The organism is bacterium (genome assembly GCA_021372775.1).
In the GTDB taxonomy this organism is placed as follows: domain Bacteria; phylum Acidobacteriota; class Polarisedimenticolia; order J045; family J045; genus JAJFTU01.
Genome location: JAJFTU010000358.1, coordinates 1 through 23,561, shown reverse-complemented (window position 1 = coordinate 23,561; position 23,561 = coordinate 1). Strand labels below are relative to the sequence as shown.

Genomic DNA, 23,561 nt, shown 5'->3' with positions numbered 1-23,561 from the left:
CCGCGCCGCCGAGGAAGACGTCGTCCGGCGCCCCCTCGATCTTCCCGACGAGCGCCCCCTTCTCGGCGTCGAGCAGGCGGATCGTCGCCGAGCCGGCGGCCAGCGCGAGGACGAAGCGCTCCTTGAAGAGCGCGAGCGGCGCCTCGACGCGCGAGCCGATCGACGTCCGCCACAGCTCGTGGCCGTTGACGGCGCGGAAGGCGTAGACGTTGGTGTCCCACGAGGCGGCGAGGACGCGGTCGGCGAGCGGCAGGGGCGGGGCGGTGATCGCGCCGCCGAGCCGCTGGCGCCAGACCTCCTTGCCGACCGGCTCGGCCTTGCCTTGTCGGTGGCGCAGCGCGGCGACGGCGCGGTCGGCGCCGAAGAAGACGCGCGCGCCGGCGGCGACGACGGTTCCCGGAACGACGCCGCGGGCCAGCGGCTTCGCCGACGGCGCGCCGACGACGATCATCTCCATCGAAGGGCGCACCAGCGCGAGCGCGTGTCCGGCGACGGCCGCGAAGGGGGGCTCGATCTCCCGCCCGAGCGAGAACCAGCCGCCGTTCTTTCCCTCCGGCCCGAGGACCGCGACCTTCCCCTCGGCGAGCGGCACGTACCAGACCGTTCCGTCCGCGTCGCCGACCGGCGTCGGCGGCCCGGCGGGGGCGGCTTCGAGCGGAATCTCGGCCAGCGTGCGTCCGTCGGAAGGGGCGAGGAGCAGGAGCCGCGGCCCCGCGGGGAGCGTTCCGGTCCAGGCGAGGGCCGGGCCGAGCGGCGTCGGGGCGGGCGGGCAGTCGGCGAGACCGGCGCCGGCCAGATCGGCGCGCGCCCAAGCGAGCGACCCGTCGGCGACGTTGCGGGCCTCGACGCGCGCCGGCAGGCGCAGCAGCGCCGTCGCCGCGCCCGCGGCGCCGGGAACGAGGCGCGGCGCGCCGAGCGGGATCGCGTCGAGCGGCGCTTCCCACGCCTTGGCGACGGTCAGCTTGAACTCCGGCTTGGCCGTCGGGGCGACGCCGGAGACGGGCCGCGGGGTCTCCGCGGCGGTCGGCAGCAGGAGGGCGAGCGCTAGGGCGAGCATCGCGCGAGGATAGCGCGAAACGGCCGCGCCGCCCCCGCGGGACGCGGCGCGCGGCCGGGGAAGCGGCTATCCTTCCGCTCTGCAAGGAGACGAACGTGGCTGCCCGTTATCAATCGCTGCGCGGCTTCAACGACCTGCTCCCGGGCCAGACCGAACACTGGCGCCGGTTCGAGCTGGCCGCGCACGAGCTGTTCCGCCGCTACGGCTTCCGCGAGATCCGGCCGCCGCACCTCGAGACGACCGACCTCTTCGTCCGCTCGGTGGGGCAGGAGACCGACATCGTCGGCAAGGAGATGTTCACCTTCGAGACGGGGGACGACTCGCTGACCCTCCGCCCCGAGGTCACGGCGAGCGTCTGCCGCGCCTACGTCGAGCACTCGCTCGACCGCGCGGGGATCACGCGCCTCTACTACCTCGGCCCCTGCTTCCGCAAGGAGCGGCCGCAGAAGGGGCGCCTGCGCCAGTTCCATCAGGCCGGCGTCGAGGTCTTCGGCGAGTCGTCGCCCGAGACCGACGTCGAGGTGATCGCCGTCGCGCTCGACCTCGCGCGCGCCGCGGGGGTCGCCTCGCCGAAGCTGCTCGTCAACAGCATCGGCGACGATGCCTGCCGTCCGGCCTACCGCGAGAAGCTGGTCGCCGCGCTGCGCGAACGGGAGGCTTCGCTCTGCGAGGACTGCCGCAAGCGGATCGACCGCAACCCGCTGCGCGTCCTCGACTGCAAGAGCGAGCGCTGCCGCGCCGCGCTGGCCGACGCGCCGCGCACGGTGGACCACCTCTGCGACGACTGCCGCCGCCACTTCGACGGCGTGCGCGCGGGGCTCGACCTCCTCGGCGTGCCGTACGAGGTCGATCCGGGGCTCGTGCGCGGCCTCGACTACTACAAGCGGACGACGTTCGAGATCCGCGCCGAAGGGCTCGGCTCGCAGAACGCCGTGCTCGGCGGCGGCCGCTACGACGGGCTGATCGCGGAGCTGGGCGGCGGCAAGATCGCCGGCATCGGCTGGGCCGCGGGGATCGAGCGGCTGCTGATCGCGGCCGGCCTCGACGAGAAGCCGGCCGACCCGGAGCTCGAGGCGTTCGTCGTCACGCTCGGCGACGCGGCGCGGGAACGCGCGCTGCCGCTGGTGCAGGAGCTGCGCCGGCGCGGCGTCGGCACGATGTGGGATCCGACGGGGCACGGCCTCGGCGGGCAGATGAAGCGCGCGGGCCGTTCGGGCGCCCGCTTCGCCGTCCTGATGGGGGACGACGAGCTGGCGCGCGGCGCGGTCACGCTGAAGAACCTGGCCAGCGGGGAGCAGTCGGAGGCGCCGCTCGACGCGGATCGCCTCGCCGCGCTCCTGCTTGAAACTGTCCGCGGCGGCGCCGCGGGGAAGGACTAGAGGCATGAGCGGCTCGAAGCAGCCGCGCGTCCCGTGCGGGACGCCGCGGGGTACCGACGTCGGCAAGGTTGTGCGGATCAACGGCTGGGTGCACCGGCGCCGCGACTTCGGCGGCCTGGTCTTCGTGGACGTGCGCGACCGCTCCGGCCTGCTGCAGGTCGTCTTCGATCCCGGTTCGGGCGAGCTGCACGACCGCGCCGGCGGGCTGCGTCCGGAAACCGTCGTCGAGATCGCCGGCGAGCTCGTGCCGCGCACGCCGGAGAACGTGAACCCGAAGATGCCGACCGGCGAGGTCGAGCTGAAGGCGACGTCGCTCGAGGTGCTCGCCGAGTGCGACGACCTGCCGCTGCAGATCTCCGGCCAGCAGATGCCGCAGGAGGAGACGCGGCTGCGCTGGCGCTTCCTCGACCTGCGGCGCGAGACGATGCGCGAGGCGCTGCAGTTCCGCTCCGAGGCGACGCGCGCCGCGCGCGAGGCGCTGCACGGCGCCGGCTTCTGGGAGATCGAGACGCCGATCCTGACCCGCTCCACGCCGGAAGGGGCGCGCGACTACCTCGTCCCCTCGCGCGTCAAGCGCGGCCAGTTCTACGCGCTGCCGCAGAGCCCTCAGCTCTTCAAGCAGCTGCTGATGGTCGCGGGGTGCGAGCGGTACTACCAGATCGCCCGCTGCTTCCGCGACGAGGACCTGCGCGCCGACCGGCAGCCCGAGTTCACGCAGATCGACATCGAGATGTCGTTCGTCGAGCCGGAAGACGTGATGGGCGTCACCGAGGCGCTGCTGGAGAAGGTCGGCGCCGTCGCCGGCTGGAAGGTCGCGCCGCCGTTCCGCCACATCACCTGGACCGAGGCGATGGACCGCTACGGCTCCGACCGCCCCGATCTCCGCTTCGGCCTCGAGATCCACGACGTGACCGCCGACGCGGCGCACTCCGGCTTCGCCGTCTTCGAGAAGACGGCGGCCGAGGGGGGCGTCGTGCGCGGCCTCGCCGTGCCGAACGGCGCGGCGTTCACCCGCAAGAAGCTCGACGCGCTCGAGGCGCGGGCCAAGGCGCTCGGCGCCGGCGGACTGGTCTACGTGAAGTGGGGCGCCGACGGTCCTTCGGGACCGGGCGCGAAGGCGCTCGGCCCGGACGGCGCGCGCCGCTTCGCCGCCGCGGTCGGGGCGAAGGAAGGGGACCTCGCGCTGTTCGTCGCCGCGCCGCTCGCCGTTGTCCGCGCCGTCCTCGGCGCGCTCCGGCTGGAGATCGCCGCGGAGGAGAAGCTGATCCCCGCGGGACGGCACGAGTTCTGCTGGGTCACCGAGTTCCCGCTCTTCGAGTGGTCGCCGGAGGAGAACCGCTGGGCCGCCTGCCACCATCCGTTCACCTCGCCGTACCCCGAGGACCTCGACCTGCTCGAGACCGACCCGGGCAAGGTGCGGGCGCGGGCCTACGACGTCGTCCTCGACGGCGTCGAGATCGGCGGCGGCAGCATCCGCATCCACCGCCCGGACGTGCAGCGGCGGGTGTTCAAGGCGATCGGCATCGGGCCGGACGAGGCGCAGTCCCGCTTCGGCTTCCTGCTCGAGGCGCTGCGCTTCGGCGCGCCGCCGCACGGCGGCCTCGCCCTCGGGCTCGACCGCGTCGTGGCCCTGCTGCTCGGCCGCGACTCGATCCGGGACGTGATCGCCTTCCCCAAGACGACCAGCGCCTCCTGCCTGCTGACGGACGCCCCCTCGCCGGTGGACGCGCTGCAGCTCAAGGAACTCGGCATCGGGACGCTTGATTGACGGGGCGCCCGTTCATTGGATACTTAGCGTCGTGAGCGAAGGAACTGACGAAGGACAGTCGAACGCCCCGCGCGTGGGGCTTCCGCCCGAGGTTTTCCGCGCCGTCCTGGGGGACTTCGACGCCCACCTGCGGCTGATCGAGCAGGCGTTCGGCGTGGCTCTGGCCGCGCGCGGCGGGGAGATCGTCGTCCTCGGCGAGACGGAGGCCGCGGAGGCGGCCGCCGCGCTGCTGCGGCAGCTCGGCGGGCTCGTCGAGGGCGGGTTCCGCCTCGCGCCGAGCGACGTCGCCGTCGCCTGCCGGCTGCTGCTCGAGACGCCGGAGGCGTCGCTCTCCGACCACTTCCTGCGCGGCGGGCTGCGCGGCCCCGGCCGCCGCGCCGTCGTGCCGCGCAGCGCGCACCAGCGCGCCTACCTCGACGCGATCCGCCGCAACGAGCTGGTCTTCGCCATCGGCCCCGCCGGGACCGGCAAGACCTACCTCGCCGTGGCGATGGCCGTGGAGATGCTCGCCGCGCGGCAGGTGCGGCGCCTCGTGCTCTGCCGCCCCGCGGTCGAGGCCGGCGAGCGGCTGGGGTTCCTGCCCGGCGACCTCGCGCAGAAGGTCGATCCCTATCTCCGCCCGCTCTACGACGCGCTCTACGACATCTGGGACGAGCGCTCGCGCAAGATGATCGAGCAGGGGGTGATCGAGGTCGCGCCGCTGGCCTTCATGCGCGGCCGCACGCTCAACGACAGCTTCGTGATCCTCGACGAGGCGCAGAACACAACCCCCGAGCAGATGAAGATGTTCCTCACGCGGATCGGCGAAGGCTCGCGCGCCGTCGTCACCGGCGACATCACGCAGGTGGACCTGCCGACGGGAAAGACGTCGGGCCTGGTGGACGCGCGGGATCTCGTCGCCGGGATCGAGGGGATCGCGATCGTCCAGTTCGCGAAGGAGGACGTCGTCCGCCACGCCCTGGTGCAGCGGATCGTCCAGGCCTACGAGGCGCGGGACGACGAGCGCCGCGCCTCGGCCGAGGGGCCGGAGGCGGCGGACGCGCCGGCGCTCGCCGCGACGGCCGCCCCCGACGATCCGGAAGCCGGCGGCGACGGCGACGGAAAGGGACTGGCATGAGGGTGACGATCGTCGCGGGGGGCGAGGCGCCGGCGGCCGCGAAGGCGGCGGCCCGGACGACGCTCGGCGCGGCCGGAAAGGCGCTGGACGTCGGGCCGGGGGACGTCGTGCTGCGGTTCGTGGACGAGGAGGAGATCCACGCCCTCAACCGCGAGTGGCGCGGCAAGGACCGCCCGACCGACGTGCTGTCGTTCCCTTCGGGCGCGGTCGCGCCCGACGGCCGCAGGCACATCGGCGACATCGCCCTCTGCTACGCCGTGGCCCGCCGCCAGGCGTCGAAGCGGCGCCATTCGGCGGAGCGGGAGGCGGCGCTGCTCGCGCTGCACGGGCTGATCCACCTGCTCGGCTACGACCACGAGACCGACAACGGCGAGATGGAGGCGCTCGAACGCCGGCTGCGGCGCGAGCTGCTTCCGCCGCGCTGAGTCCCGCGATGCCCGTCCCTCCCGTGCCCGCCGCGCCCGTGGACGGCGCCGCCGCGCTCTGGTGGGCGGCGTTCGGCGTCGCGCTTCTCGTCTACCTCGCGCTCGCGCTCGCCGTCGGCGCGCGGCTCGTCGCCGGCCATCTGGCCGCGGAGCGGGTCGTCGCCGCCCGCGGGCTCGACGAGCCGCTCGACCCCGGCTCGCGCGCGTGGAACGCGCTGATGCTGGCGCGGTCGCTGGCCGGCTTCGCCTCCGTGCTGACGCTGGCCCTCGGGCCGCTGCGCGGCCACGCGCTGCTCGCCGGGGCGCTCGGCGCGGTCGGCGTCGCCCTCGTCGGGCGGATCGCCGAGTCGGCGCTCGCGCCGCGGGCGCCGGAGCGGATCCTGCGCGCCGCGGCGCCGCTGCTGCGGCTGGTGGACGCGTTGCTCGGCCCGGCGACGACGCCGCTGGCGCGGGCGCACGAGCGGCAGGTCGAGCGGCGGCGCGGCGACGCGCGCCGCGAGGACGACGAGGAGGCGCGCGAGGAGCAGCTCGAGGAGTACATCCGCGACGCGGAGGAGGGGGGAATCCTCGAGAAGGAAGAGAGCGCCCTCCTGCGCGAGATCGTGGACGCCGGCGACGTGACGGTGCGCGAGGTGATGACGCCGCGGGTCGAGGTCGTCGCCGTCTCCGCCGACGCGACGCTCGCCGCGGCGGCCGAGGTCTTCTCCTCCTCGCGGCACTCCCGCCTGCTCGTGCACGACGGCGGCCTCGACCAGATCGTCGGCGTGCTGCCGGTGCGCGACCTGCTGCCGCATCTCGCCCCGGTCGGCGGCGACGTGCGGGCGCGGAGCCTCGCGCGGCCCGCGCTCCACGTGCCGGCGACGAAGAAGGTCCTCGAGCTGCTGCGGGAACTGCAGGAGGAGCGGCAGCAGATCGCCGTCGTCGTGGACGAGTACGGCGGCACCGCGGGGATCGTCAGCCTCGAGGATCTGGTCGAGGAGATCGTCGGCGAGATCCGCGACGAGCACGAGCCGGACGAGGAGCCGATCCGCGCCGACGGCAAGGGAGCGCTGCTCGTGGACGGGCTCGTCCCGCTCGAGGAGTTCGAGGAGCGGACGGGGAAGGAACTGACGGCCGAGGGGGTGGAGACGGTCGGCGGGCTGGTCTTCGCGCGGCTGGGGCGCCTGCCGCGGCTCGGCGACGTCGTCGAGGCCGCGCCGGGGCTTCGGCTGGAGGTCACGCGCCTTCGCGGCCGCCGCGTGGCTCAAGTCCGCGCCGTCCGCGTCGAGGAGAATCCGTAGAAACGTATGCTCGAACGCCTGCATCACGACAGTCCCGTCTTCTGGCCCGCCGCCCCGGCGCTGGCGCTGCTCTATCTCTGCCTGCTGCTGCTGCTCGCCGCGCTCTTCGCCGACGCGTGGGGCGTCTTCCGCGCGCGGCGCGGACGGGAGCAGGCGCGGGCGCGCTGGGCGCGGATCTTCTTCCGGACGGTCGTCGCCGCCGGCGTCGGCACGATGTTCCTCACGATCGTCTCGTTCGTGCTGTTCGTCGTGCACAAGCCGCTCTCGCTCGAGGAGGAGGGGCTGGAGTTCGACCGCGCCTATTACGACCGGACGTTCGAGCTGGCGGTCCCCGCGGCGGCGCTGATCTTCGTCACCGGCGGCGCGGCGGTCTGGCGGCGGCTCGCGGCGCGGGCCGGGGCGCCGACGACGCCGCGCGACGAGGAGGCGTGGCGCCTCTGGTCGGGGATGGCGATCGCGGCCGGGCTGACGACGATCCCGGCGGCGAACGAGATCATCTCGATGACGATCGAGGTGCCGGACTCGGCGTGGCTCGTGCCGCACACCTGGAAGCCGGTCCTCCTTTCGACGATCGCCTTCGGCGGCCTCGCGGCGTTCATTCTGGAGCGGCGCGCGGTCGCCGGGCGCACGGCGCGGTGGGTCTGGGCCGCGGCCTATCTCGGGGCGCTCGCCCTTTCCGCGGCGGCGATCGACATCGGCTTCTGGGGCGAGGGGCACCTCGACCTGGGGCTCGAGCGCTGGATTCCGTGGATCTGCATCGGCCTCGCCGGCACGGGCGCCGCGCGGCGCCTGTCGCGCGCCGACGTGCTGCCGGCGTTCCTCGCCGTCGCGCCGTGCCTTCCGTACGCGGTCCTGGCGGCGATGGACGATTCGGCGATGGCGATGGGGCAGGGGCTGGCGCTGCTTGGCGGCGCGCTCGTCGGGCAGGTCGAGGCGCGCGCGATCCGCGCGGCGCGGCACGAAGGGAACTCGGCCTCGGAAGAGGAACTGCTGCAGGAGAGCCGCGCGCTGATCCGCAACCGGGCGGCGCTGGTCTTCGCGGCGGTCGCGGCGGCGGTGGCGATCTGCGCCTGGTCGTCGGACGACCGGATCTACGCGGCGATGATGAGCGCCGCGATCTTCGCCTCGATGCGCGAGCTGTCCCGCCTCCCCGAGATCTTCCGCCTGCAACGTCAGTTCCGCGGCGCCCATCCTGCGGCGTAACTCCGGCGGAAAGGCCCGCGTTCCTTCCGGCAATCAACGGACGATCCGCAGGGGAGGCTGGCGCGCCCCGATGATCGTGTCCGCGTTCGGGCCCCCTCCGCGCCTGCCTCCCGACGTGGACCTCGCGACTCCTTGCCTTGCGCGGCAATGCCCGCGTTCCTTGCGGCGCCGTCGGTCGGTCGTCGAGGGGGGGCCGTCGGACCCTGGAACTCGAGGGTTCCGCCGGCCCCCCCTCGACGGCCGACCTCCCATCGTTCGGCAAAACCAGGGCTCCGCGGACAGGCAATCGAAGCGGCAGCGTTGCGACGTGCCGCGCACCGAACAGGAAGGGTGGTTCGACGGCGGCCAGCGGTTCGGGCGCGGGGGGAAGGCAAGGTGTAGCGAGGTTCACGTCGGGAGGCAGGCGCGGAGGGATCTTGAGCGGGGTGGCGACAATCGGGGCGCGCCAGCCTCCCCTGCGCGTCGGTTAAGGACGGGTGGCGAAGACAGGATAGAATAACCCGCCATGGACGAAATCAGCCTCGATCCGACCGGCTTCCCGGTCGAACGCCCCGTTCCCCCCGACCACCGCTCCGGCTTCGTCGCCCTCGTCGGCCGGGCCAACGTCGGGAAGAGCACCCTGCTCAATCAACTCGTCGGCCGGAAGGTCGCGATCGTCTCCGCCGTGCCGCAAACGACCCGCACGCGGGTCCTCGGCGTGCGGACCACCCCCAACGCGCAGATCGCCTTCATCGACAGCCCCGGGCTGCACAAGCCGCAGCACCAGATGGGCGAGCTGATGAACGAGGCCGCGCGGAGCGCCGCGGCCGACGCCGACGTGATCGTCGTCGTCGTGGACGCCTCGACCGGGATCGGCCCCGGCGACGTCTTCGTGCTCGAGCAGCTCGACCCGGCGCGCGAGTCCCGCCCCGTGCTCATGGCCCTCAACAAAGTGGACCTGATGAACAAGGGGAAGCTGCTGCCGATGATCGAGCGCGCGGTGTCGGAGTTCCACGTCCGCGACGTCGTGCCGGTCTCGGCCCTTTCCGGCGACAACTGCGACGAGCTGCTCAAGGTCGCCACGGCGCTGCTGCCGCTCGGCCCGCCGCTCTACCCGGACGACTTCGTCACCGACCAGGACGACCGGCGCTTCGTGGCCGAGATCATCCGCGAGAAGCTGCTCGTCGGCCTGCGCCAGGAAGTGCCGCACTCGGTCGCCGTGGCGATCGAGCGGATGGAGCGGCGCGACGACGGGCTGGCGGAGATCCACGCCGCGATCCTCGTCGAGCGCGACTCCCAGAAGGCGATCGTCATCGGCGCCCACGGCGCCCGGCTCAAGGAAGTCGGAACCAAGGCCCGGCTCGAGCTCGAATCGGTTCTCGGGACGCGCGTCTTCCTCCGGCTCTGGGTCAAGGTGCGGGAGGACTGGCGGGACAAGATCTCCGTGCTGCGCGAACTCGGGATGTATCCGGAATGACCGCCGGGGCGGGGAGGGCGCCGCGGCTGCTCGTCGTGCAGCTGACGCGGATGGGGGACATCGCGATGACCCTCCCGCTCCTCGCCCGCGCCAAGGAGACCTGGCCCGGGGCGGAGATCACGCTGCTCCATCTGGCCGAGTTCGGCGCGACCGCGCGGCTGGCGCGCGGCGCCGACCGGCTGGTCGCCGCGCCGATCGCCGACCTCGCGGCGATCGAGGCCGGCGGGCCGGCGCTGGCCGACGTCGTCGGGCGGCTGCGCGACGGCGGGCCGTACGATCTGGCCGTCAACCTGACCCACGACGCGGTCGGCGCGGCGATCGTCGGCGCCGTCGAGACGCGGCAGATCGCGGGGCAGGCCCCCGGCTTCGTCGCCGGCGAGCTGCGCGTCCTCGGCGACTACGCCAAGTATCTCTTCAGCCTCGTCTCCGACCGGCGCGGCAACCTCTTCAACCTCGCCGACATCCAGATCGGGATGGCGGGGGCGCTGCACGGCCCGGTCGGCCGGCTCCTCGACGTCTCGGAAGAGCGGCGCGAGGAGGCGCGGCGGCTGCTCGCCGCGCGCGGCGCGCGTCCCGGCGCGACCGTCGTCGCGCTGCAGCTCGGCGCCGCCCAGCGCCACCGCGCCTGGCCGCCGGACCGCTACGCCGCGGCGGCGCGGCTCGTGGCGAAGCGGCGGCCCGACGTGCAGTGGGTGATCGTCGGCGCGCCGGAGGAGCGGGACCTCGCCGCGGAGTTCGCGTCGTCGTTCGGCGGCGACGCGATCGACCTCGTCGGCGCGACCGACGTGCCCGGCCTCGCCGCGCTGCTCGGCGAGGTCGCGCTGCTGGTCAGCAACGACACCGGCCCGATCCACCTCGCGGCCGCGGCCGGCGCGAAGACGGTCGGTCTGTACTTCTGCACGGCGTGGTTCAGCGAGACCGGCCCCTACGGCGCCGGCCACTGGATCATCCAGCCGACCCCGACCTGCGCCCCGTGCCTCTCCGACACGATGTGCGCCGCGCGGCGCTGCCGGGACATGGCCCCGCCCGAACTGGTCGCCTCGGTCGTGCTCCGCGCCCTGGGCGAGGACCTCGCGCCGCTGCCCGCGCCGGCCGACGTCGCGGTCCTGAGCTCCCGCTTCCTCGCCGACGGCACGCTGGCCTACGAGCCGCGGGCCGGGGAGAGCGGCTGGTACCTGCGCGCCGCGGTCCAGCGGCACGGCTGGCGGCGGTTCCTCGGGCTCGACGGGGACCGCGCCTACGAGTCGGCGTGGCGGCCGTTCGCCGACGACGCGATCTACCGCGAGTGGCGGAACGGCGTGACGAAGCTGCGCGCCCACTTCGAGGACGGCCTCGCGGCGGCGAACGGCGTGGACGATCTCTACGCCGCCGGCGCGCCGCGCCCGGACGACGTCGTCGCCCTCTCGCGGCGGCTGATCGAGATCGGCCGCGCCGCGCACGGCGACGGCGCGACGGCGCCGATCGTCTCCCGCTTCGCCGAGCTGGAGATGAACGACATCCCGCTGGTCGACCATCCCGACCTGGCGCGGGAGATGGCGCGCCGCTATCGCCGGCTGGCCGCGCTCTGCCGCGTCCTGCTGGCCTGAGGATGTCCCGGCGCGAGGAGGAGGCGATCGTCCTCGACGCCGAGCTGAGCGGCGAGGCCGACCGGCGCGTGCTGCTGCTCACGGCCGAAGGGGAACTGGTCCGCGCCCGCGCTCCCTCCGCCGCCCGCTCGCAGCGCCGCTTCGGCGCCGCGCTGCAGCCCGGCTCGCGGATCCGCGCCCGCTGGTCGCGCCGAGCCGAGGACGCCCCGGCGATTCTGGAAGAGGCGCTTTCTCTCGCGCCGCCGCCGACCCCCGATCCGCTCGAGCGGTACTACGTCGCCTGCCACGCGCTGGAGTTGGCGGCCGCCTTCGCCCGCGAAGGCGCCGAGGACCCGCGGCTCTTCCGGCTGCTGTCGGCGACCCTGGAGCGGCTCGCGGCGGGGGACAAGCCGGCGCCGCTCGCCCGCTACGTCGAGGCCTGGACGCTGCGGCTCGCCGGGCTGCTGCCGCGCCTCGACGCCTGCGAAGCCTGCGGGACCGATCTGGCCGGCGGCCCGGCCCGTCTGGCGGGGGAGAGCGGGGCGTTCTGCGCCGCCCACGCCCCCGCCGAGGCGCAGGCCGTCGGCGCGGCGGCGGCGGAATGGCTCCGCGCGACGCACAATTGTCCTCCGGGCGCGCTGCCCCCGTTGGCCGGGGCCGCCGCGGCGGACCTCGAACGCGCGCTTCCGGAACTGATCGTCTCGTTCACCGAACGGCCGCTCAGGGCGCTCGCCGCGCTGAGACGGCTTCAGCGCCTGTGACGCGCGAGGGAGAGAGCATGGCGACGCCCCGCCGCACTCTGCAGGAGATGTACCTCGGCCTCTCCGAGTACTGGAGCGACCGCGGCTGCATCATTCACCAGCCGTACGACCTCAACGTCGGGGCCGGCACGATGCACCCAGAGACGTTCTTCCGCAGCCTCGGCGACGAGCCGTGGCGCGTGGCCTACTGCCAGCCGTCGCGGCGTCCGGTGGACGGGCGCTACGCCGACAACCCGATGCGGGTCTACCAGCACTTCCAGTACCAGGTGATCCTCAAGCCGAGCCCGTCCGACGTGCAGGACCTCTACCTCGGCTCGCTGGAGGCGCTGGGGATCGATCCGCGCGTCCACGACATCCGCTTCGAGGAGGACAACTGGGAGTCGCCGACCCTCGGCGCGGCCGGCGTCGGCTGGCAGGTGACGATGGACGGGATGGAGATCTCGCAGTTCACCTACTTCCAGGTGATGGGCGGCGTCGAGCTGAAGACGATCCCGGTCGAGCTGACGTACGGGCTCGAGCGGATCTGCATGTTCATCAACGACATCAAGAACATCTTCGACATCCCGTGGGCGCGCGCCCCGTGGGCGCCGGGCGGCTACGCGCCGTACCGCGCGCTGCGCGGCCGCGCCGAGCGGGAGCAGAGCGTCTATTCGTTCGAGGAAGCGGACGTTCCGGCCCATCGGCGCCTGTTCGACCACGCCGAGGCGGAGGCGGTCCGGCTGCTCGAGCGGGAGATCGACGGGCCGGACGGCGCGCCGATCAAGGCCCCGCTGCTCCTGCCGGCCTACGAGCGGACGCTCGAGGCCTCGCATCTCTTCAACGTGCTCGACGCGCGCCGCGCCCTGTCGGTCACCGAGCGCGCGGCGATGATCCAGCGGATCCGCAGACTGTCCGTGCTCTGCGCGAAGACGTTCCTCGAACAAGGCGCGGAAGAGGAGGCGCGATGAGCGCGGACGCGAAGTCCCTGTTGCTGGAGATCGGCTGCGAGGAAGTGCCGGCGCGGATGCTTCCCGGCGCCGCGGCCGACTTCGCCGGACTCGTCGCGGCGATCCTCGACCGCGCCGGGCTGGCCCACGGCGCGCCGCGCCTCTTCTGGACGCCGCGCCGCTTCGCCGCGCTCTTCCCGGAGACCGCGGGCACGACGCCGCGCCGCGAGGAGACGCTGACCGGCCCGCCGGCCGCCGCGGCGTGGGACAAGGAAGGGAAGCCGACGAAGGCGCTGCTCGGCTTCGCCGGAAAGCAGGGGCTCGCCCCGGCGTCGTTCGAGCGGCTGGAGACGCCGCGCGGCGTCTACGCGGCGGCGCGCGTCGCGCGCGGCGGCGAGACGGTCGGCGCGGTCCTCGCGGCCTCGCTGCCGGCGGCTGTGGGGGCGATGGCCTTCCCCAAGACGATGCGCTGGGGCCTCGGCGAGCACCGCTTCGTCCGCCCGATCCACTGGATCGTCGCGCTGCACGGCGAGGAGGCGCTGCCGATCGAGATCATGGGCGTCGCCTCCGGCCGCGCGACCTTCGGGCACCGGACGCTCGGCCCCGGGGCGCACGACGTCGCGTCGGCCGACGTCTGGGAAGCCGTCCTCGAGAAGGCCGGCGTGGTCGCCGATCCGGCGAAGCGCCGCGCGCGCTTCGGCGCCGCCCTCGCCGAGACCGCGGCGACGCGCGGCGGCCGGCCGGTGGACGATCCGGAGCTGCTCGAGGAGGTGGCCGACATCTCCGAGTATCCGGGCGCCCTCTCCGGCACGTTCGACGAGCGCTTCGTGCGCGACGTCCCGGCGGAAGTGCTCGAAACGTGCCTCAGGCACCATCAGAAGGCGTTCCTCGTCGTCGGCGAGAGCGGCCCGCGCCCGGCGTTCGCGGTCGGCGTGAACGTCCCCTCCGATCCCGAAGGGCACGTCCAGCGCGGCCACGAGTGGGTCGTCTCCGGCCGGCTGGCCGACGCGGTCTACTTTTGGGCGAGCGACCGCAAGGAGCGGCTCGAACTCCGCGCGCCGCGCCTCGAGGGGGTCGTCTACCAGAAGGAGCTCGGCACCTACGGCGCCAAGTCGCGGCGCGTCGCGCGCCTCGCCGCCGAGCTGGCCGAGCGCGCCGGCCTCGACGCCGCCGCGCGGCGGTCGGCCGAGCGGGGCGGGCTGCTCGCGCGGTGCGACCTCGTGTCCGGCCTCGTCGGCGAGTTCCCCGAACTGCAGGGCGTGGCCGGCGGGCTGCTCGCGCGGGCCGACGGCGAGCCGGAGCCGGTCGCCGCGGCGATCTACGACCTCTACCGTCCCTCCGGCGCGGAGGACCGCCTTCCGGCGACCGACGTCGGCGCGGTCGTCGGCCTGGCCGACCGTCTGGACACGCTGGCCGGCGGGTTCGCCGTCGGCCTGATCCCCTCGGGCAGCCGGGACCCGTTCGCCCTGCGGCGGGCCGGGCTCGGCGTCGTGCGGCTGGCCGAACGGTTCCCGACGCTCGACCTCGCCGCGGCCCTGGACGCGGCCTTCTCGCTGTTCGACGGCGAGGGGGGCAGCCCCGACCTGCGGGGCAAGGCGGCCGAGGCCCGTCCGAAGGTGATCGCATTCTTGCTGGAGCGTTTCGCGGCGCTGGCCAAGGACGCCGGCGCCCGCTACGACGAGGTCGCCGCGGTGCGGGCCGTCGCGGCGGCGAAGAAGGCGCTCGTCGTCGCCGACCTGACGGCGCGGCTCGCCGCCCTGCGGGAATTCCGGGGCAGCGACGACTTTCTGGCGCTTGCCGCGGCGAGCAAACGGGTAGGTAATATCCTCGCCCAAGCCGCCGAACGGGGCGAGGCGCAGGCGCCCGGAGCGGGCGCCGACGCCTTGGCGTTGCCGGCGGAGACGGCGCTGTGCGGCGCGGCCGACGAAGCGGAGCGGCGGGTCGCCGAACTGAGGGACAAAGGGGACTACCGGTCCGCGTTGGCCGCACTGGCGGCGCTGCGGCCGGTCGTCGATCGCTTCTTCGTCGACGTCCTCGTGATGGACCCCGACGACCGCGCGCGCCGGGCGCGCCTCGGGCTTCTCGCCCGGGTGGACCGCCTCGCGCGGGCCGTCGTGGACATCTCGGAGATCGTCGTCGAAGGGGCGGAGAAGGCCTGAACCGAAGAACACGGCGCGGCGCCGGGCGGCGCCCGCGTCTTGGACCAACCGACCGACCGGCGGGCGGGGCCCGTGCGGCGCGAACAGGAGATCGCATGGCGAACAAGTGGGTGTACGCGTTCGGTGGCGGGTCCGCCGAGGGCAAGGCGGACATGAAGAACCTGCTCGGCGGCAAGGGCGCCAACTTGGCGGAAATGGCCCTCTTGGGCATCCCGGTGCCGGCCGGCTTCACCATCACCACCGAAGTCTGCACGTACTACTACGAGAACGAGAAGAGCTACCCCGCGTCGCTGGCCAAGGACGTCGAGACGGCCCTCCACGCCGTCGAGAAGATCATGGCGATGGGCTTCGGCGACGCCGCGAACCCGCTGCTCGTCTCGGTCCGCTCCGGCGCGCGCAGCTCGATGCCGGGGATGATGGAGACCGTCCTCAACGTCGGCCTCTGCTCGAAGACGATCCCGGGCCTGATCAAGAAGACCAACAACCCGCGCTTCGTCTACGACGCCTACCGCCGCCTGATCATGATGTACTCCGACGTCGTGATGGAGAAGGCGGAGGGGATCGAGCCGGCCGAAGGGCAGGGGATCCGCCAGCAGCTCGACCGGATGCTCGGCGAGGTGAAGAAGGCGAAGAGCTACAAGACCGACGCCGACATTCCCGCCGAGGACCTGAAGGAGCTCTGCGAGCGGTTCAAGGTCCGCGTGAAGGAAGTTCTGGGCAAGGACTTCCCGGACGACCCGATGGCCCAGCTCTGGGGCGGCATCGGCGCCGTCTTCGCCTCCTGGAACGGCAAGCGCGCCGTCTCCTACCGCCGCATCGAGGGGATTCCCGACGCGTGGGGCACCGCGGTCAGCGTGCAGGCGATGGTCTTCGGCAACATGGGCGACACCTCGGCGACCGGCGTGGCCTTCACGCGCAACCCGGCGACCGGCGAGGGGAAGTTCTACGGCGAGTGGCTCCCGAACGCGCAGGGCGAGGACGTCGTCGCCGGCATCCGCACGCCGAACCCGCTCAACGAGGCGACCAAGAGCGAGCACAACGCGCACCTGCCTTCGCTCGAGAAGGCGATGTCCGCCGTCTACAAGCAGCTCCACGAGATCCGCGACAACCTCGAAAAGCACTACACCGACATGCTGGACATCGAGTTCACGATCCAGGAAGGCCGGCTGTGGATGCTGCAGTGCCGCGTGGGGAAGCGGACCGGCACGGCCGCGCTGAACATCGCGATGGACATGCTGGCCGAGAAGATGATCGGCGAGAAGACCGCCGTGAAGCGCCTCTCCCCGTCGCAGCTCGACGAACTGCTCCACCCGATCGTCGACGCGGCCGCCGAGAAGAGCGCCCAGTCGCTCGCCGGCGGGCTGCCGGCCGGCCCCGGCGGCGCCTGCGGCCAGATCGTCTTCACCGCCAACGACGCGGTGGCGTGGGCCAAGGAAGGGAAGTCGGTCCTGCTGGTCCGCGAAGAGACGAACCCCGAGGACGTCGAGGGGATGCGCGCCGCCGACGGCATCCTGACCGCCCGCGGCGGGATGACCAGCCACGCGGCGCTCGTCGCCCGCGGCTGGGGCAAGTGCTGCGTCGTCGGCTGCGGCGCGCTGCATGTCGACGTGCACGCCAAGACGATGCGGATCGGCGACAAGACGTTCAAGGAAGGGGACTTCCTCACCCTGAACGGCACCCGCGGCCTCGTCTACGCCGGCCAGCTGAAGATGGTCAGCTCGACCGAGAACCCGCGCTTCGTCGAGTTCATGAAGTTGGTGGACAAGTACCGCCGCCTCGGCGTGCGCACCAACGCCGACAACCCGGCCGACGCGCTCAAGGCCCGCAGCTTCGGCGCCGAGGGGATCGGCCTGTTCCGCACCGAGCACATGTTCTACGGCAAGAACTCGGAGCGGCCGCTCTTCCTGATGCGCAAGATGATCATCTCGAAGACGGAGGCCGAGCGCCGCGCGGTGCTCGCCGAGATGTACCCGTTCATCAAGAAGAACATCATGGACACGCTCGAGGTGATGGACGGGCTGCCGGTGACCTTCCGGCTGCTCGATCCGCCGCTGCACGAGTTCGTGCCGAACCGCGGCGACGAGCGGGCCAAGCTGGCCTCGTCGCTCGGCATCACCGCCGAAGAGTTCGACAAGCGCGCCGAGCAGCTCCACGAGATGAACCCGATGATGGGACACCGCGGCGTCCGCCTCGGCGTCACCTTCCCGGAGATCTCGGAAGCCTGGATCCGCGCGATCTTCGAGGCGACCGTCGAACTGACGAAGGCCGGCAAGCAGGCCAAGCCGGAGATCATGGTTCCGGTGGTCGGCCTGAAGAGCGAGCTGGTGCACCAGCGCGAGATCGTCGACCGGATCTACGCCGAAGTCTGCGCGAAGTACGGCGTCGAGAAGATCGGCTTCCTCTACGGCACGATGATCGAGGTGCCGCGCGCCGCGCTGACCGCCGACAAGATCGCCGAGTCGGCCGAGTTCTTCTCCTTCGGCACCAACGACCTGACCCAGATGGGCTTCGGCTTCTCCCGCGACGACATCGGCGGCTTCGTGCCGGCCTACGTCGAGCAGAAGCTGCTCCCGGTCGATCCGTTCCAGGTCCTCGACCAGGAAGGGATCGGCCAGCTCGTGACGATGGCGATCGAGAAGGGCCGCAAGACCCGTTCGAACCTCAAGATCGGCATCTGCGGCGAGCACGGCGGCGAGCCGGCGTCCGTGGCGTTCTGCCACCGCGCCGGGATGAACTACGTTTCCTGCTCGCCGTTCCGCGTCCCGATCGCCCGCCTCGCCGCGGCGCACGCCGCGATCGACGAGGGGAAGTGACGTCCGTCCGCTGAACCAAGCGTCGGCGGGGCGGGCCCGGGGAGCGATCCCCGGGCCCGCTTCGCGTTCCGGCGTCTGTTCGGGCTTGCCGCGGCGCGCTCGGCGGTGCGAACATCTACCCGAGCGCCGCGGCGGCGCGATGGAGCCTCCTCGATGAAGAAAACGTTCATCCTCGACACGAACGTCCTGCTGCACGATCCGCAGAGCCTCTTCGGCTTCGCGGACAACGACGTGATCATCCCGATCACCGTCATCGAGGAGATCGACCGGTTCAAGAAGGAGCTGACGGAAGTCGGCCGGAACGCCCGCCAACTCTCCCGCAGCCTGGACCAGCTCCGCGCGCAGGGGCACCTGACGGACGGCGTGGCCACGCCGGACGGCGGGACGCTGCGGATCGCGCTCAACGTGCCGACGCCGCGCGACTTTCCCTTCTACGACAGCGCGGGCGTCAACGACATCAAGATCCTGCTCCTCGCCTGGCAGATGACCCGCACCCGTCCGCCGGTCGTCTTCATCACCAAGGACAGCAACCTGCGCATCAAGGCCGACGCGGTCGGCGTCAACGCCGAGGACTTCGTCGAGCGGGCGCGCTCGTTCGATCCGGAAGCCGTGGCTTGGACGGAGGTCACCGTCGCGCGCGAGGTCGTGGACCGCCTCTTCGCCGAGAAGTCGATCCCGCTGGCGGAGATCGACGTCGCCGATCCCGGCCCGAACGCCGGCGTGCTGCTCAAGGACGCCGCGGACCCGCAGCATCAGGCGCTGGCCCGGCGGCGGCCGCGCGAGGCCGCGCTCGCCCCGGTGGCCGTGCCGAAGCAGGTCTCCGGCATCCGGCCGCGCAACGTCGAGCAGCGGCTGGCGCTCGACCTGCTGCTCGATCCGGACGTCCCGCTGGTGACGCTGCTCGGCAAGGCCGGCACCGGCAAGACGCTCCTCGCCCTCGCCGCCGGCCTGATGCTGACGGTCGAGAAGCGGCTCTACCGGCGGCTCCTCGTCGCGCGCCCGATCTTCCCGATGGGCCGCGACCTCGGCTATCTCCCCGGGGACGTGGACGAGAAGCTTCGCCCGTGGATGCAGCCGATCTACGACAACCTCGAGTACCTGCTGGGCGAGTTCGGCCCCTCGACCAACCCCGACGGCCATCCGATCGACCAGCTGCTCGACCGCGGCCTGCTCGAGGTCGAGCCGCTGACCTACATCCGCGGCCGCTCGCTGCCGAAGCAGTACATGATCGTGGACGAAGCCCAGAACCTCACCCCGCACGAGGTCAAGACGGTCGTCACGCGGGCCGGCGAGGGGACGAAGATCGTCCTCACCGGCGATCCGGCGCAGATCGACAACCCCTACGTGGACGCCGCCTCGAACGGCCTGTCGTTCGCCAGCCAGCGGATGCGCGGCGAGCCGCTGGCGGGGACGGCCTACCTTTCCCGCGGCGAGCGGTCCCCGCTGGCCGAGATGGCGGCGGACCACCTGTAAGAAGCGGAGAATGGGCATTGACGGCCCGGCGCCCCGGTGCTAGTTTTCGCGCTTCCCGGAGGCCATAGGGTCTCCGGCGGGGGACACGATGCGGAAGCGGGAACTCGAGAAGTTCGAGAAGCTGCTCGAGGACAAGCGGCATTCGCTGCTGGACAAGTCCAGCCGGACGGCCGACGAGGGCCGCCAGGCGGTCATCGAGGGCGGCGAGGACTACGTCGACGACGCCGTCACCCACTACACCCGCGAGTTCCTGCTCTCCCTTTCCGACCTCGACCGACGGCAGCTCAAGATGGTGGACGAGGCGCTCGTCCGCGTGAAGCAGGGCTCCTACGGCGAGTGCCTGATGTGCGGCGAAATGGTCAATCCCAAGCGGTTGCAGGCCATTCCGTGGGCGCGCTACTGCGTCAAGTGCCAGCAGCTCGCCGAACGCGAGGAACTCTCCCAGAGCGCCAGCGTGCGCGACCTCGCCAGCGAGGAAGAGGAATAGCCGCCTCGGCCGCGGCGCGCTCCGCGCCGCGGAACGCGCGCTCCTTCCGCGCGCCGATCCTACGGGTAGAATGAACGGCCAAGGAGGCCTTGCGCGATGAACACGCCGCTGACTGCGGTCGTGGACGGTCGGGGCGCGCGCCGCGCGCGCCGCGGCCATCCCTGGATCTATTCCGACGAAGTTGTCGAGGCGGCGGGGGAACCCGGGGACGTCGTGCGGGTCGTGGACCGCTCCGGCGCCTTCTGCTGCTTCGCGGCCTATTCCCCCCAGTCCCGCATTCCGCTGCGCCGGCTCTCTTGGGGGGAGCCCGCGCCGGACGAGGCGTTCTTCCGCGCGGCGGCCCTCGGGGCGCTGGCGCGCCGCGGCGCGGCCGGGCCGTGCGGCCCGGGCTGCGCCCGGCTGCTCCACGCCGACGCCGAGGGGTTCCCCGGGCTGACGATCGACCGCTACGGCGCGCACCTCGTCGCGCAGGCGACGACCGTCTGGGCCGACCGGAACGCGCCGCTCGTCGCCGGCGCGCTGGCCGAGGCGGCCGGCGCGGCGAGCGTCCTGCTGCGCAACGACGCCGCCTCGCGCGAGCGCGAAGGGCTGGAGCGCGGCGTGCGGCAGCTCTCGGGCGAGACGCCGCAGACGATCGAGGTCGAGGAGGCGGGGCTCAGGCGGCTCGTCGATCCGCGCCTCGGGCACAAGACCGGCCTCTACCTCGACCAGCAGGAAAACCACCGCCGCGCGGCGGAGCTGCTGCTGCCGCGGGGGGCGGAAGGGGCGCTCGCCCTCGACCTCTTCAGCGCCGAGGGGGGCTTCGCGCTGCCCTTGGCCGCGGCGGGGGCGAATGTCCGGGCGCTCGACCAGTCGGAGGCGCTGCTGACGCGGGGCGAGAAGGCCGCCGAACTCAACGGCCTTTCCGACCGCGTGGAGTGGATCCAGGGGAACGGCTTCGACTACGTCGCCGCCGAGGAGCGGGCCGGGGCGAAGTACGGCGCGATCGTCCTCGACCCGCCGCCCTTCGCGCGCCGCCGGCAGGAAGCGGCCGGGGCGCTGCGGGGCTACAAGGAGCTGCACCGCCGCGCGTTCGGCGCGCTGGCCCCCGGCGGGCGGCTGCTGACCTTCTCCTGCTCGTTCGCCGTCTCCGACGCCGAGTTCGAGGAGATCGTGCGCCAAGGGGCGGAGGACGCGGGGGTCGAGGCGTTCGTCGTCGGACGGCCCGGCCCGGCGCCCGACCACCCGGAGTCGCTGACCTTCCCCGAGAGCCGCTACCTCAAGGGGCTTCTCGTCGAGCGGCGTCCGGCGTGACCCGCCCGCGGCGCGCGGGCTTCCTGATCGCCGCGCTCGCCGCCGTGGCGGGCGCGGTCGGCGCGGCGCGTCCGGCCTTCGCCTTCGAGGCCCCCGGCGCGGAGCTGGTCCGCGCGAAGCTGGAGCGGACGCTCGAGGCGCAGCTCGGCGGAACGGCGCGGATCGGCCGGCTCTCGCTGCGGCCGCTCGACGGCCGGGTGCAGGTGGAGGACGTCGAGTGGCGGCCGGAGAGAGGGGCGCTGCGGCGCCTCGCGCTGCGCCGCGCGGTCGTCGATCTCTCGCTCGCCGAACTGCTCCGCGGCGACCTGCGGATCGAGGGGATCGAGGCCGAGGGACTCGACCTCGACCTGCGCGATCCCGGCGGGCCGCCCGCGCACCGCGACAAGCCGCTCTTCGACGGACGGATCCTCGAGAAGCTCCGCACGTTGAAGGTGGACGGCGGCTCGGTCCACTACGTCGCTCCTTCGAGCGGCCTCGTCCTCGACGTCCAAGGGCTCAAGATCGCCTCGATCGCCGGCGACTCGCTCGTCGCCGACGTCGAGGCCGCGCCGGTCGTCTTCAGCGCCGCCGGCGTGCCGGAGGAGCGGCTCGACCACGTGTCGGCGCGGATCGCGCTCGCCCTGCCGCGGCTCGACTTCACGATCCGCGAGGCCGTCGGCGCGGTCGGCACGGTGCGCGGCGAGGGGGCGGTCAGCCTGACTTCGCGCGGCATCCTCGTGCGCGGCCGGCTGACCGGCGACCTCGACGTCGCGCAGGCGACGCACGACACCGGCCTGCCGCTGCGCGGCCGCGCCTCGCTCGACGCGCTGTTCCGTCTCGCGTCCCCCGGCGACTCGATCCTCGACGGCTCCTTCGAGGCCGAGGAAGGGCTCGAGGTCTACGGCTTCCGCTGCCGTTCCGGCAAGGCGAAGTTCCACGTCGGGCCCGACGGGACGCGCCTCTTCGAGGGGAGCGCGACGACCGTCGCCGGCGGCGAGGTGCGCGACTTCGCGCTCGATCATCCGAAAGGGAAGGACGCCGTCGTCCTGCGCCTCGCGGGGCGGATGGGGGCGCAGGAACTCTTCGCGCGGATCAACGCCGGAAAGCGGGCCGAGCAGCTGCGCGGACTGGCGGAATTCAACCTGCGGCTCGAGGCCGCCACCGGCAAGGCCGCGGCGTGGACGATCGACGGCCGGATGCTCGAGGCGGGGGCGGAGAGCGGCGCCCTCTCCGGCGTGATCGCCGCGCGCGGCGACGGCGCGGGGGCGGAGATCGCGCTGCGCGGCGCGCTCGACGGCTCGCCGCTCGACTTCGTCTACAAGTGGGGACCGGCCGGGCCGGGCGGCCCTTGGTCGGCGAAGGCGTCGATCAGGGCGCCCGCGGGGCCGGCGGCGAAGAAGCTCCATGCCGACGTCCTGCGCTATCTCGTGGACGAAGGGCTCGAACTGCCGAAAGGGACGATTCCCGAGCCGGGCGGCGCGGTGGCGATCGACGCCGCGCTCGAAGGGGACGGGAACTCGCTGCTCGGCGGCGACATCCCGTTCCGGATGATGCGGCCGAACTGGGGCCCGTCGCCGCTGGCGGTTCTCTCCGGGCGCGTCGTGCTGGGACGCCGCGGCGCCTACAGCGTGCCGTTCCGCCTGTCGGACGAGAAGGGGCGCGGCCTCTCCGGGCGGGTCTACGGCGTCTCCGGCGCGCCGGCGAACGTCGAGGCGCTCGCCGACGCCCTGCCGATCCCGCCGGTCCGCGACTACCTCAAGTACGCCTTCGATCTCGACACGCCGCGCGCCGTCGGCGCGATCGACGCCTTCGTCCGCGGGCGGCTGGCGTGGGGACGGCGCGAGCTGACGCTCGGCGCGACGCTGCGCGGACGCGTCGAAGACTCGCCCGAGTTCGTCGCCGACGTCTCGGGCGACGTCGCGGGGGACGAGCTGTTCGTGCGCGAGGCGCGTCTCGCCGGACCGGGGACGAAGGGGAGCTTCGCCGGGCGGGTGACATTGCCCGGCGGCCCGGCGCCGTGGTCGGCGCGCGGCCGGCTGACGCTGACGAGCGCGCTCGGCGAGTGGATGACGGCGCAAGGCGCCGCCGGATTCGCGGGGAAGGTCTCGTACGACGGCGACGTCGTCTTCGGCGGGCCGGACAAGCCGCTCTTCGCCCGCGGCGATCTGCGCTGGAACGGCCTCGCGCTCGCCGGCGCCGCGGCGCCCGACGGCGCGGCGCGCCTGACGCCGCGCGCGGACGGCTTCGACGCGGCGCTCGCCGTTCCGGGCTGGAGCGGCTCGCTCGCCGTCTCCGGCCCGATCTGGACGCCGCGCCTCGCCGCGCGCCTCTCCTTCGCCGACCTCGACCTGCTCGGCCTCGCCGCGCTCGTGCGGCGGAAGCCGCTCGACGTCGACGCCGACCTGCGCGCCGGCGGCGAG

17 protein-coding genes are annotated in these 23,561 nt (G+C 73.3%); 16 read left to right on the top strand and 1 reads right to left on the bottom strand.

Annotated elements, in window-relative coordinates; genetic code table 11:
• Positions 1 to 1,057 (bottom strand): PQQ-binding-like beta-propeller repeat protein (locus LLG88_11880; GenBank protein ID MCE5247600.1); only part of this gene is annotated, 1,057 nt, incomplete at its 3' end.
• Between the two features lie 95 nt (positions 1,058 to 1,152).
• Between LLG88_11880 and hisS the strand changes: the two genes are divergently transcribed.
• From hisS to LLG88_11800, 16 genes are all read left to right on the top strand, one after another.
• Positions 1,153 to 2,436 (top strand): histidine--tRNA ligase, encoded by a 1,284-nt coding sequence (gene hisS / locus LLG88_11875; GenBank protein ID MCE5247599.1) that lies wholly within the window; start codon positions 1,153 to 1,155, stop codon positions 2,434 to 2,436.
• A gap of 4 nt (positions 2,437 to 2,440) precedes the next feature.
• The gene (aspS, locus tag LLG88_11870; GenBank protein ID MCE5247598.1) at positions 2,441 to 4,204 is read left to right on the top strand and encodes an aspartate--tRNA ligase; all 1,764 of its coding nucleotides are present in this window, start codon (positions 2,441 to 2,443) and stop codon (positions 4,202 to 4,204) included.
• A 31-nt stretch (positions 4,205 to 4,235) separates the two neighbouring features.
• Positions 4,236 to 5,321: a PhoH family protein gene (locus LLG88_11865; GenBank protein ID MCE5247597.1), complete on the top strand. Its 1,086-nt coding sequence runs from the start codon at positions 4,236 to 4,238 to the stop codon at positions 5,319 to 5,321.
• Positions 5,318 to 5,746: an rRNA maturation RNase YbeY gene (gene ybeY, locus LLG88_11860; GenBank protein MCE5247596.1), complete on the top strand. Its 429-nt coding sequence runs from the start codon at positions 5,318 to 5,320 to the stop codon at positions 5,744 to 5,746. The genes LLG88_11865 and ybeY overlap by 4 nt, the downstream gene beginning before the upstream one ends.
• A gap of 8 nt (positions 5,747 to 5,754) precedes the next feature.
• Positions 5,755 to 7,026 carry a hemolysin family protein gene (locus LLG88_11855; GenBank protein ID MCE5247595.1) on the top strand — a complete coding sequence of 424 codons (1,272 nt, stop codon included), beginning with the start codon at positions 5,755 to 5,757 and terminating at the stop codon, positions 7,024 to 7,026.
• 6 nt (positions 7,027 to 7,032) lie between these two features.
• On the top strand, positions 7,033 to 8,229 hold the full coding sequence (locus LLG88_11850; GenBank protein MCE5247594.1) for a hypothetical protein: 1,197 nt from the start codon (positions 7,033 to 7,035) through the stop codon (positions 8,227 to 8,229).
• A gap of 505 nt (positions 8,230 to 8,734) precedes the next feature.
• Positions 8,735 to 9,685 carry a GTPase Era gene (gene era, locus LLG88_11845; protein ID MCE5247593.1) on the top strand — a complete coding sequence of 317 codons (951 nt, stop codon included), beginning with the start codon at positions 8,735 to 8,737 and terminating at the stop codon, positions 9,683 to 9,685.
• Positions 9,682 to 11,271: a glycosyltransferase family 9 protein gene (locus tag LLG88_11840; protein MCE5247592.1), complete on the top strand. Its 1,590-nt coding sequence runs from the start codon at positions 9,682 to 9,684 to the stop codon at positions 11,269 to 11,271. Before era ends, LLG88_11840 begins: the two co-directional genes overlap by 4 nt.
• Before the next feature lie 2 nt (positions 11,272 to 11,273).
• On the top strand, positions 11,274 to 12,011 hold the full coding sequence (gene recO / locus LLG88_11835; protein ID MCE5247591.1) for a DNA repair protein RecO: 738 nt from the start codon (positions 11,274 to 11,276) through the stop codon (positions 12,009 to 12,011).
• Between the two features lie 17 nt (positions 12,012 to 12,028).
• Positions 12,029 to 12,958 (top strand): glycine--tRNA ligase subunit alpha, encoded by a 930-nt coding sequence (locus LLG88_11830; GenBank protein ID MCE5247590.1) that lies wholly within the window; start codon positions 12,029 to 12,031, stop codon positions 12,956 to 12,958.
• Complete coding sequence (gene glyS, locus LLG88_11825) at positions 12,955 to 15,096, top strand: glycine--tRNA ligase subunit beta (GenBank protein ID MCE5247589.1); 2,142 nt, start codon at positions 12,955 to 12,957, stop codon at positions 15,094 to 15,096. Before LLG88_11830 ends, glyS begins: the two co-directional genes overlap by 4 nt.
• Before the next feature lie 95 nt (positions 15,097 to 15,191).
• Complete coding sequence (gene ppdK / locus LLG88_11820; GenBank protein ID MCE5247588.1) at positions 15,192 to 17,909, top strand: pyruvate, phosphate dikinase; 2,718 nt, start codon at positions 15,192 to 15,194, stop codon at positions 17,907 to 17,909.
• Between the two features lie 153 nt (positions 17,910 to 18,062).
• Entirely contained in the window at positions 18,063 to 19,382 is a 1,320-nt protein-coding gene (locus LLG88_11815; protein ID MCE5247587.1) for a PhoH family protein, read from the top strand.
• An 88-nt stretch (positions 19,383 to 19,470) separates the two neighbouring features.
• A complete protein-coding gene (locus LLG88_11810) occupies positions 19,471 to 19,869 on the top strand; it encodes a TraR/DksA family transcriptional regulator (GenBank protein ID MCE5247586.1) in 399 nt (132 codons plus the stop codon).
• Positions 19,870 to 19,965: 96 nt separating this feature from the next.
• Positions 19,966 to 21,162 carry a class I SAM-dependent rRNA methyltransferase gene (locus LLG88_11805; GenBank protein ID MCE5247585.1) on the top strand — a complete coding sequence of 399 codons (1,197 nt, stop codon included), beginning with the start codon at positions 19,966 to 19,968 and terminating at the stop codon, positions 21,160 to 21,162.
• On the top strand, positions 21,159 to 23,561 hold a 2,403-nt coding region (locus LLG88_11800), incomplete at its 3' end, for a hypothetical protein (protein MCE5247584.1). The genes LLG88_11805 and LLG88_11800, both read left to right, overlap by 4 nt.

Coding starts and splice junctions, on each gene's coding strand:
- aspS (MCE5247598.1), top strand. CDS start 2,441: ATGAGCGGCTCGAAGCAGCCGCGCGTCCCGTGCGGGACGCCGCGGGGT.
- ybeY (MCE5247596.1), top strand. CDS start 5,318: ATGAGGGTGACGATCGTCGCGGGGGGCGAGGCGCCGGCGGCCGCGAAG.
- LLG88_11855 (MCE5247595.1), top strand. CDS start 5,755: ATGCCCGTCCCTCCCGTGCCCGCCGCGCCCGTGGACGGCGCCGCCGCG.
- LLG88_11850 (MCE5247594.1), top strand. CDS start 7,033: ATGCTCGAACGCCTGCATCACGACAGTCCCGTCTTCTGGCCCGCCGCC.
- era (MCE5247593.1), top strand. CDS start 8,735: ATGGACGAAATCAGCCTCGATCCGACCGGCTTCCCGGTCGAACGCCCC.
- LLG88_11840 (MCE5247592.1), top strand. CDS start 9,682: ATGACCGCCGGGGCGGGGAGGGCGCCGCGGCTGCTCGTCGTGCAGCTG.
- recO (MCE5247591.1), top strand. CDS start 11,274: ATGTCCCGGCGCGAGGAGGAGGCGATCGTCCTCGACGCCGAGCTGAGC.
- LLG88_11830 (MCE5247590.1), top strand. CDS start 12,029: ATGGCGACGCCCCGCCGCACTCTGCAGGAGATGTACCTCGGCCTCTCC.
- glyS (MCE5247589.1), top strand. CDS start 12,955: ATGAGCGCGGACGCGAAGTCCCTGTTGCTGGAGATCGGCTGCGAGGAA.
- ppdK (MCE5247588.1), top strand. CDS start 15,192: ATGGCGAACAAGTGGGTGTACGCGTTCGGTGGCGGGTCCGCCGAGGGC.
- LLG88_11815 (MCE5247587.1), top strand. CDS start 18,063: ATGAAGAAAACGTTCATCCTCGACACGAACGTCCTGCTGCACGATCCG.
- LLG88_11810 (MCE5247586.1), top strand. CDS start 19,471: ATGCGGAAGCGGGAACTCGAGAAGTTCGAGAAGCTGCTCGAGGACAAG.
- LLG88_11805 (MCE5247585.1), top strand. CDS start 19,966: ATGAACACGCCGCTGACTGCGGTCGTGGACGGTCGGGGCGCGCGCCGC.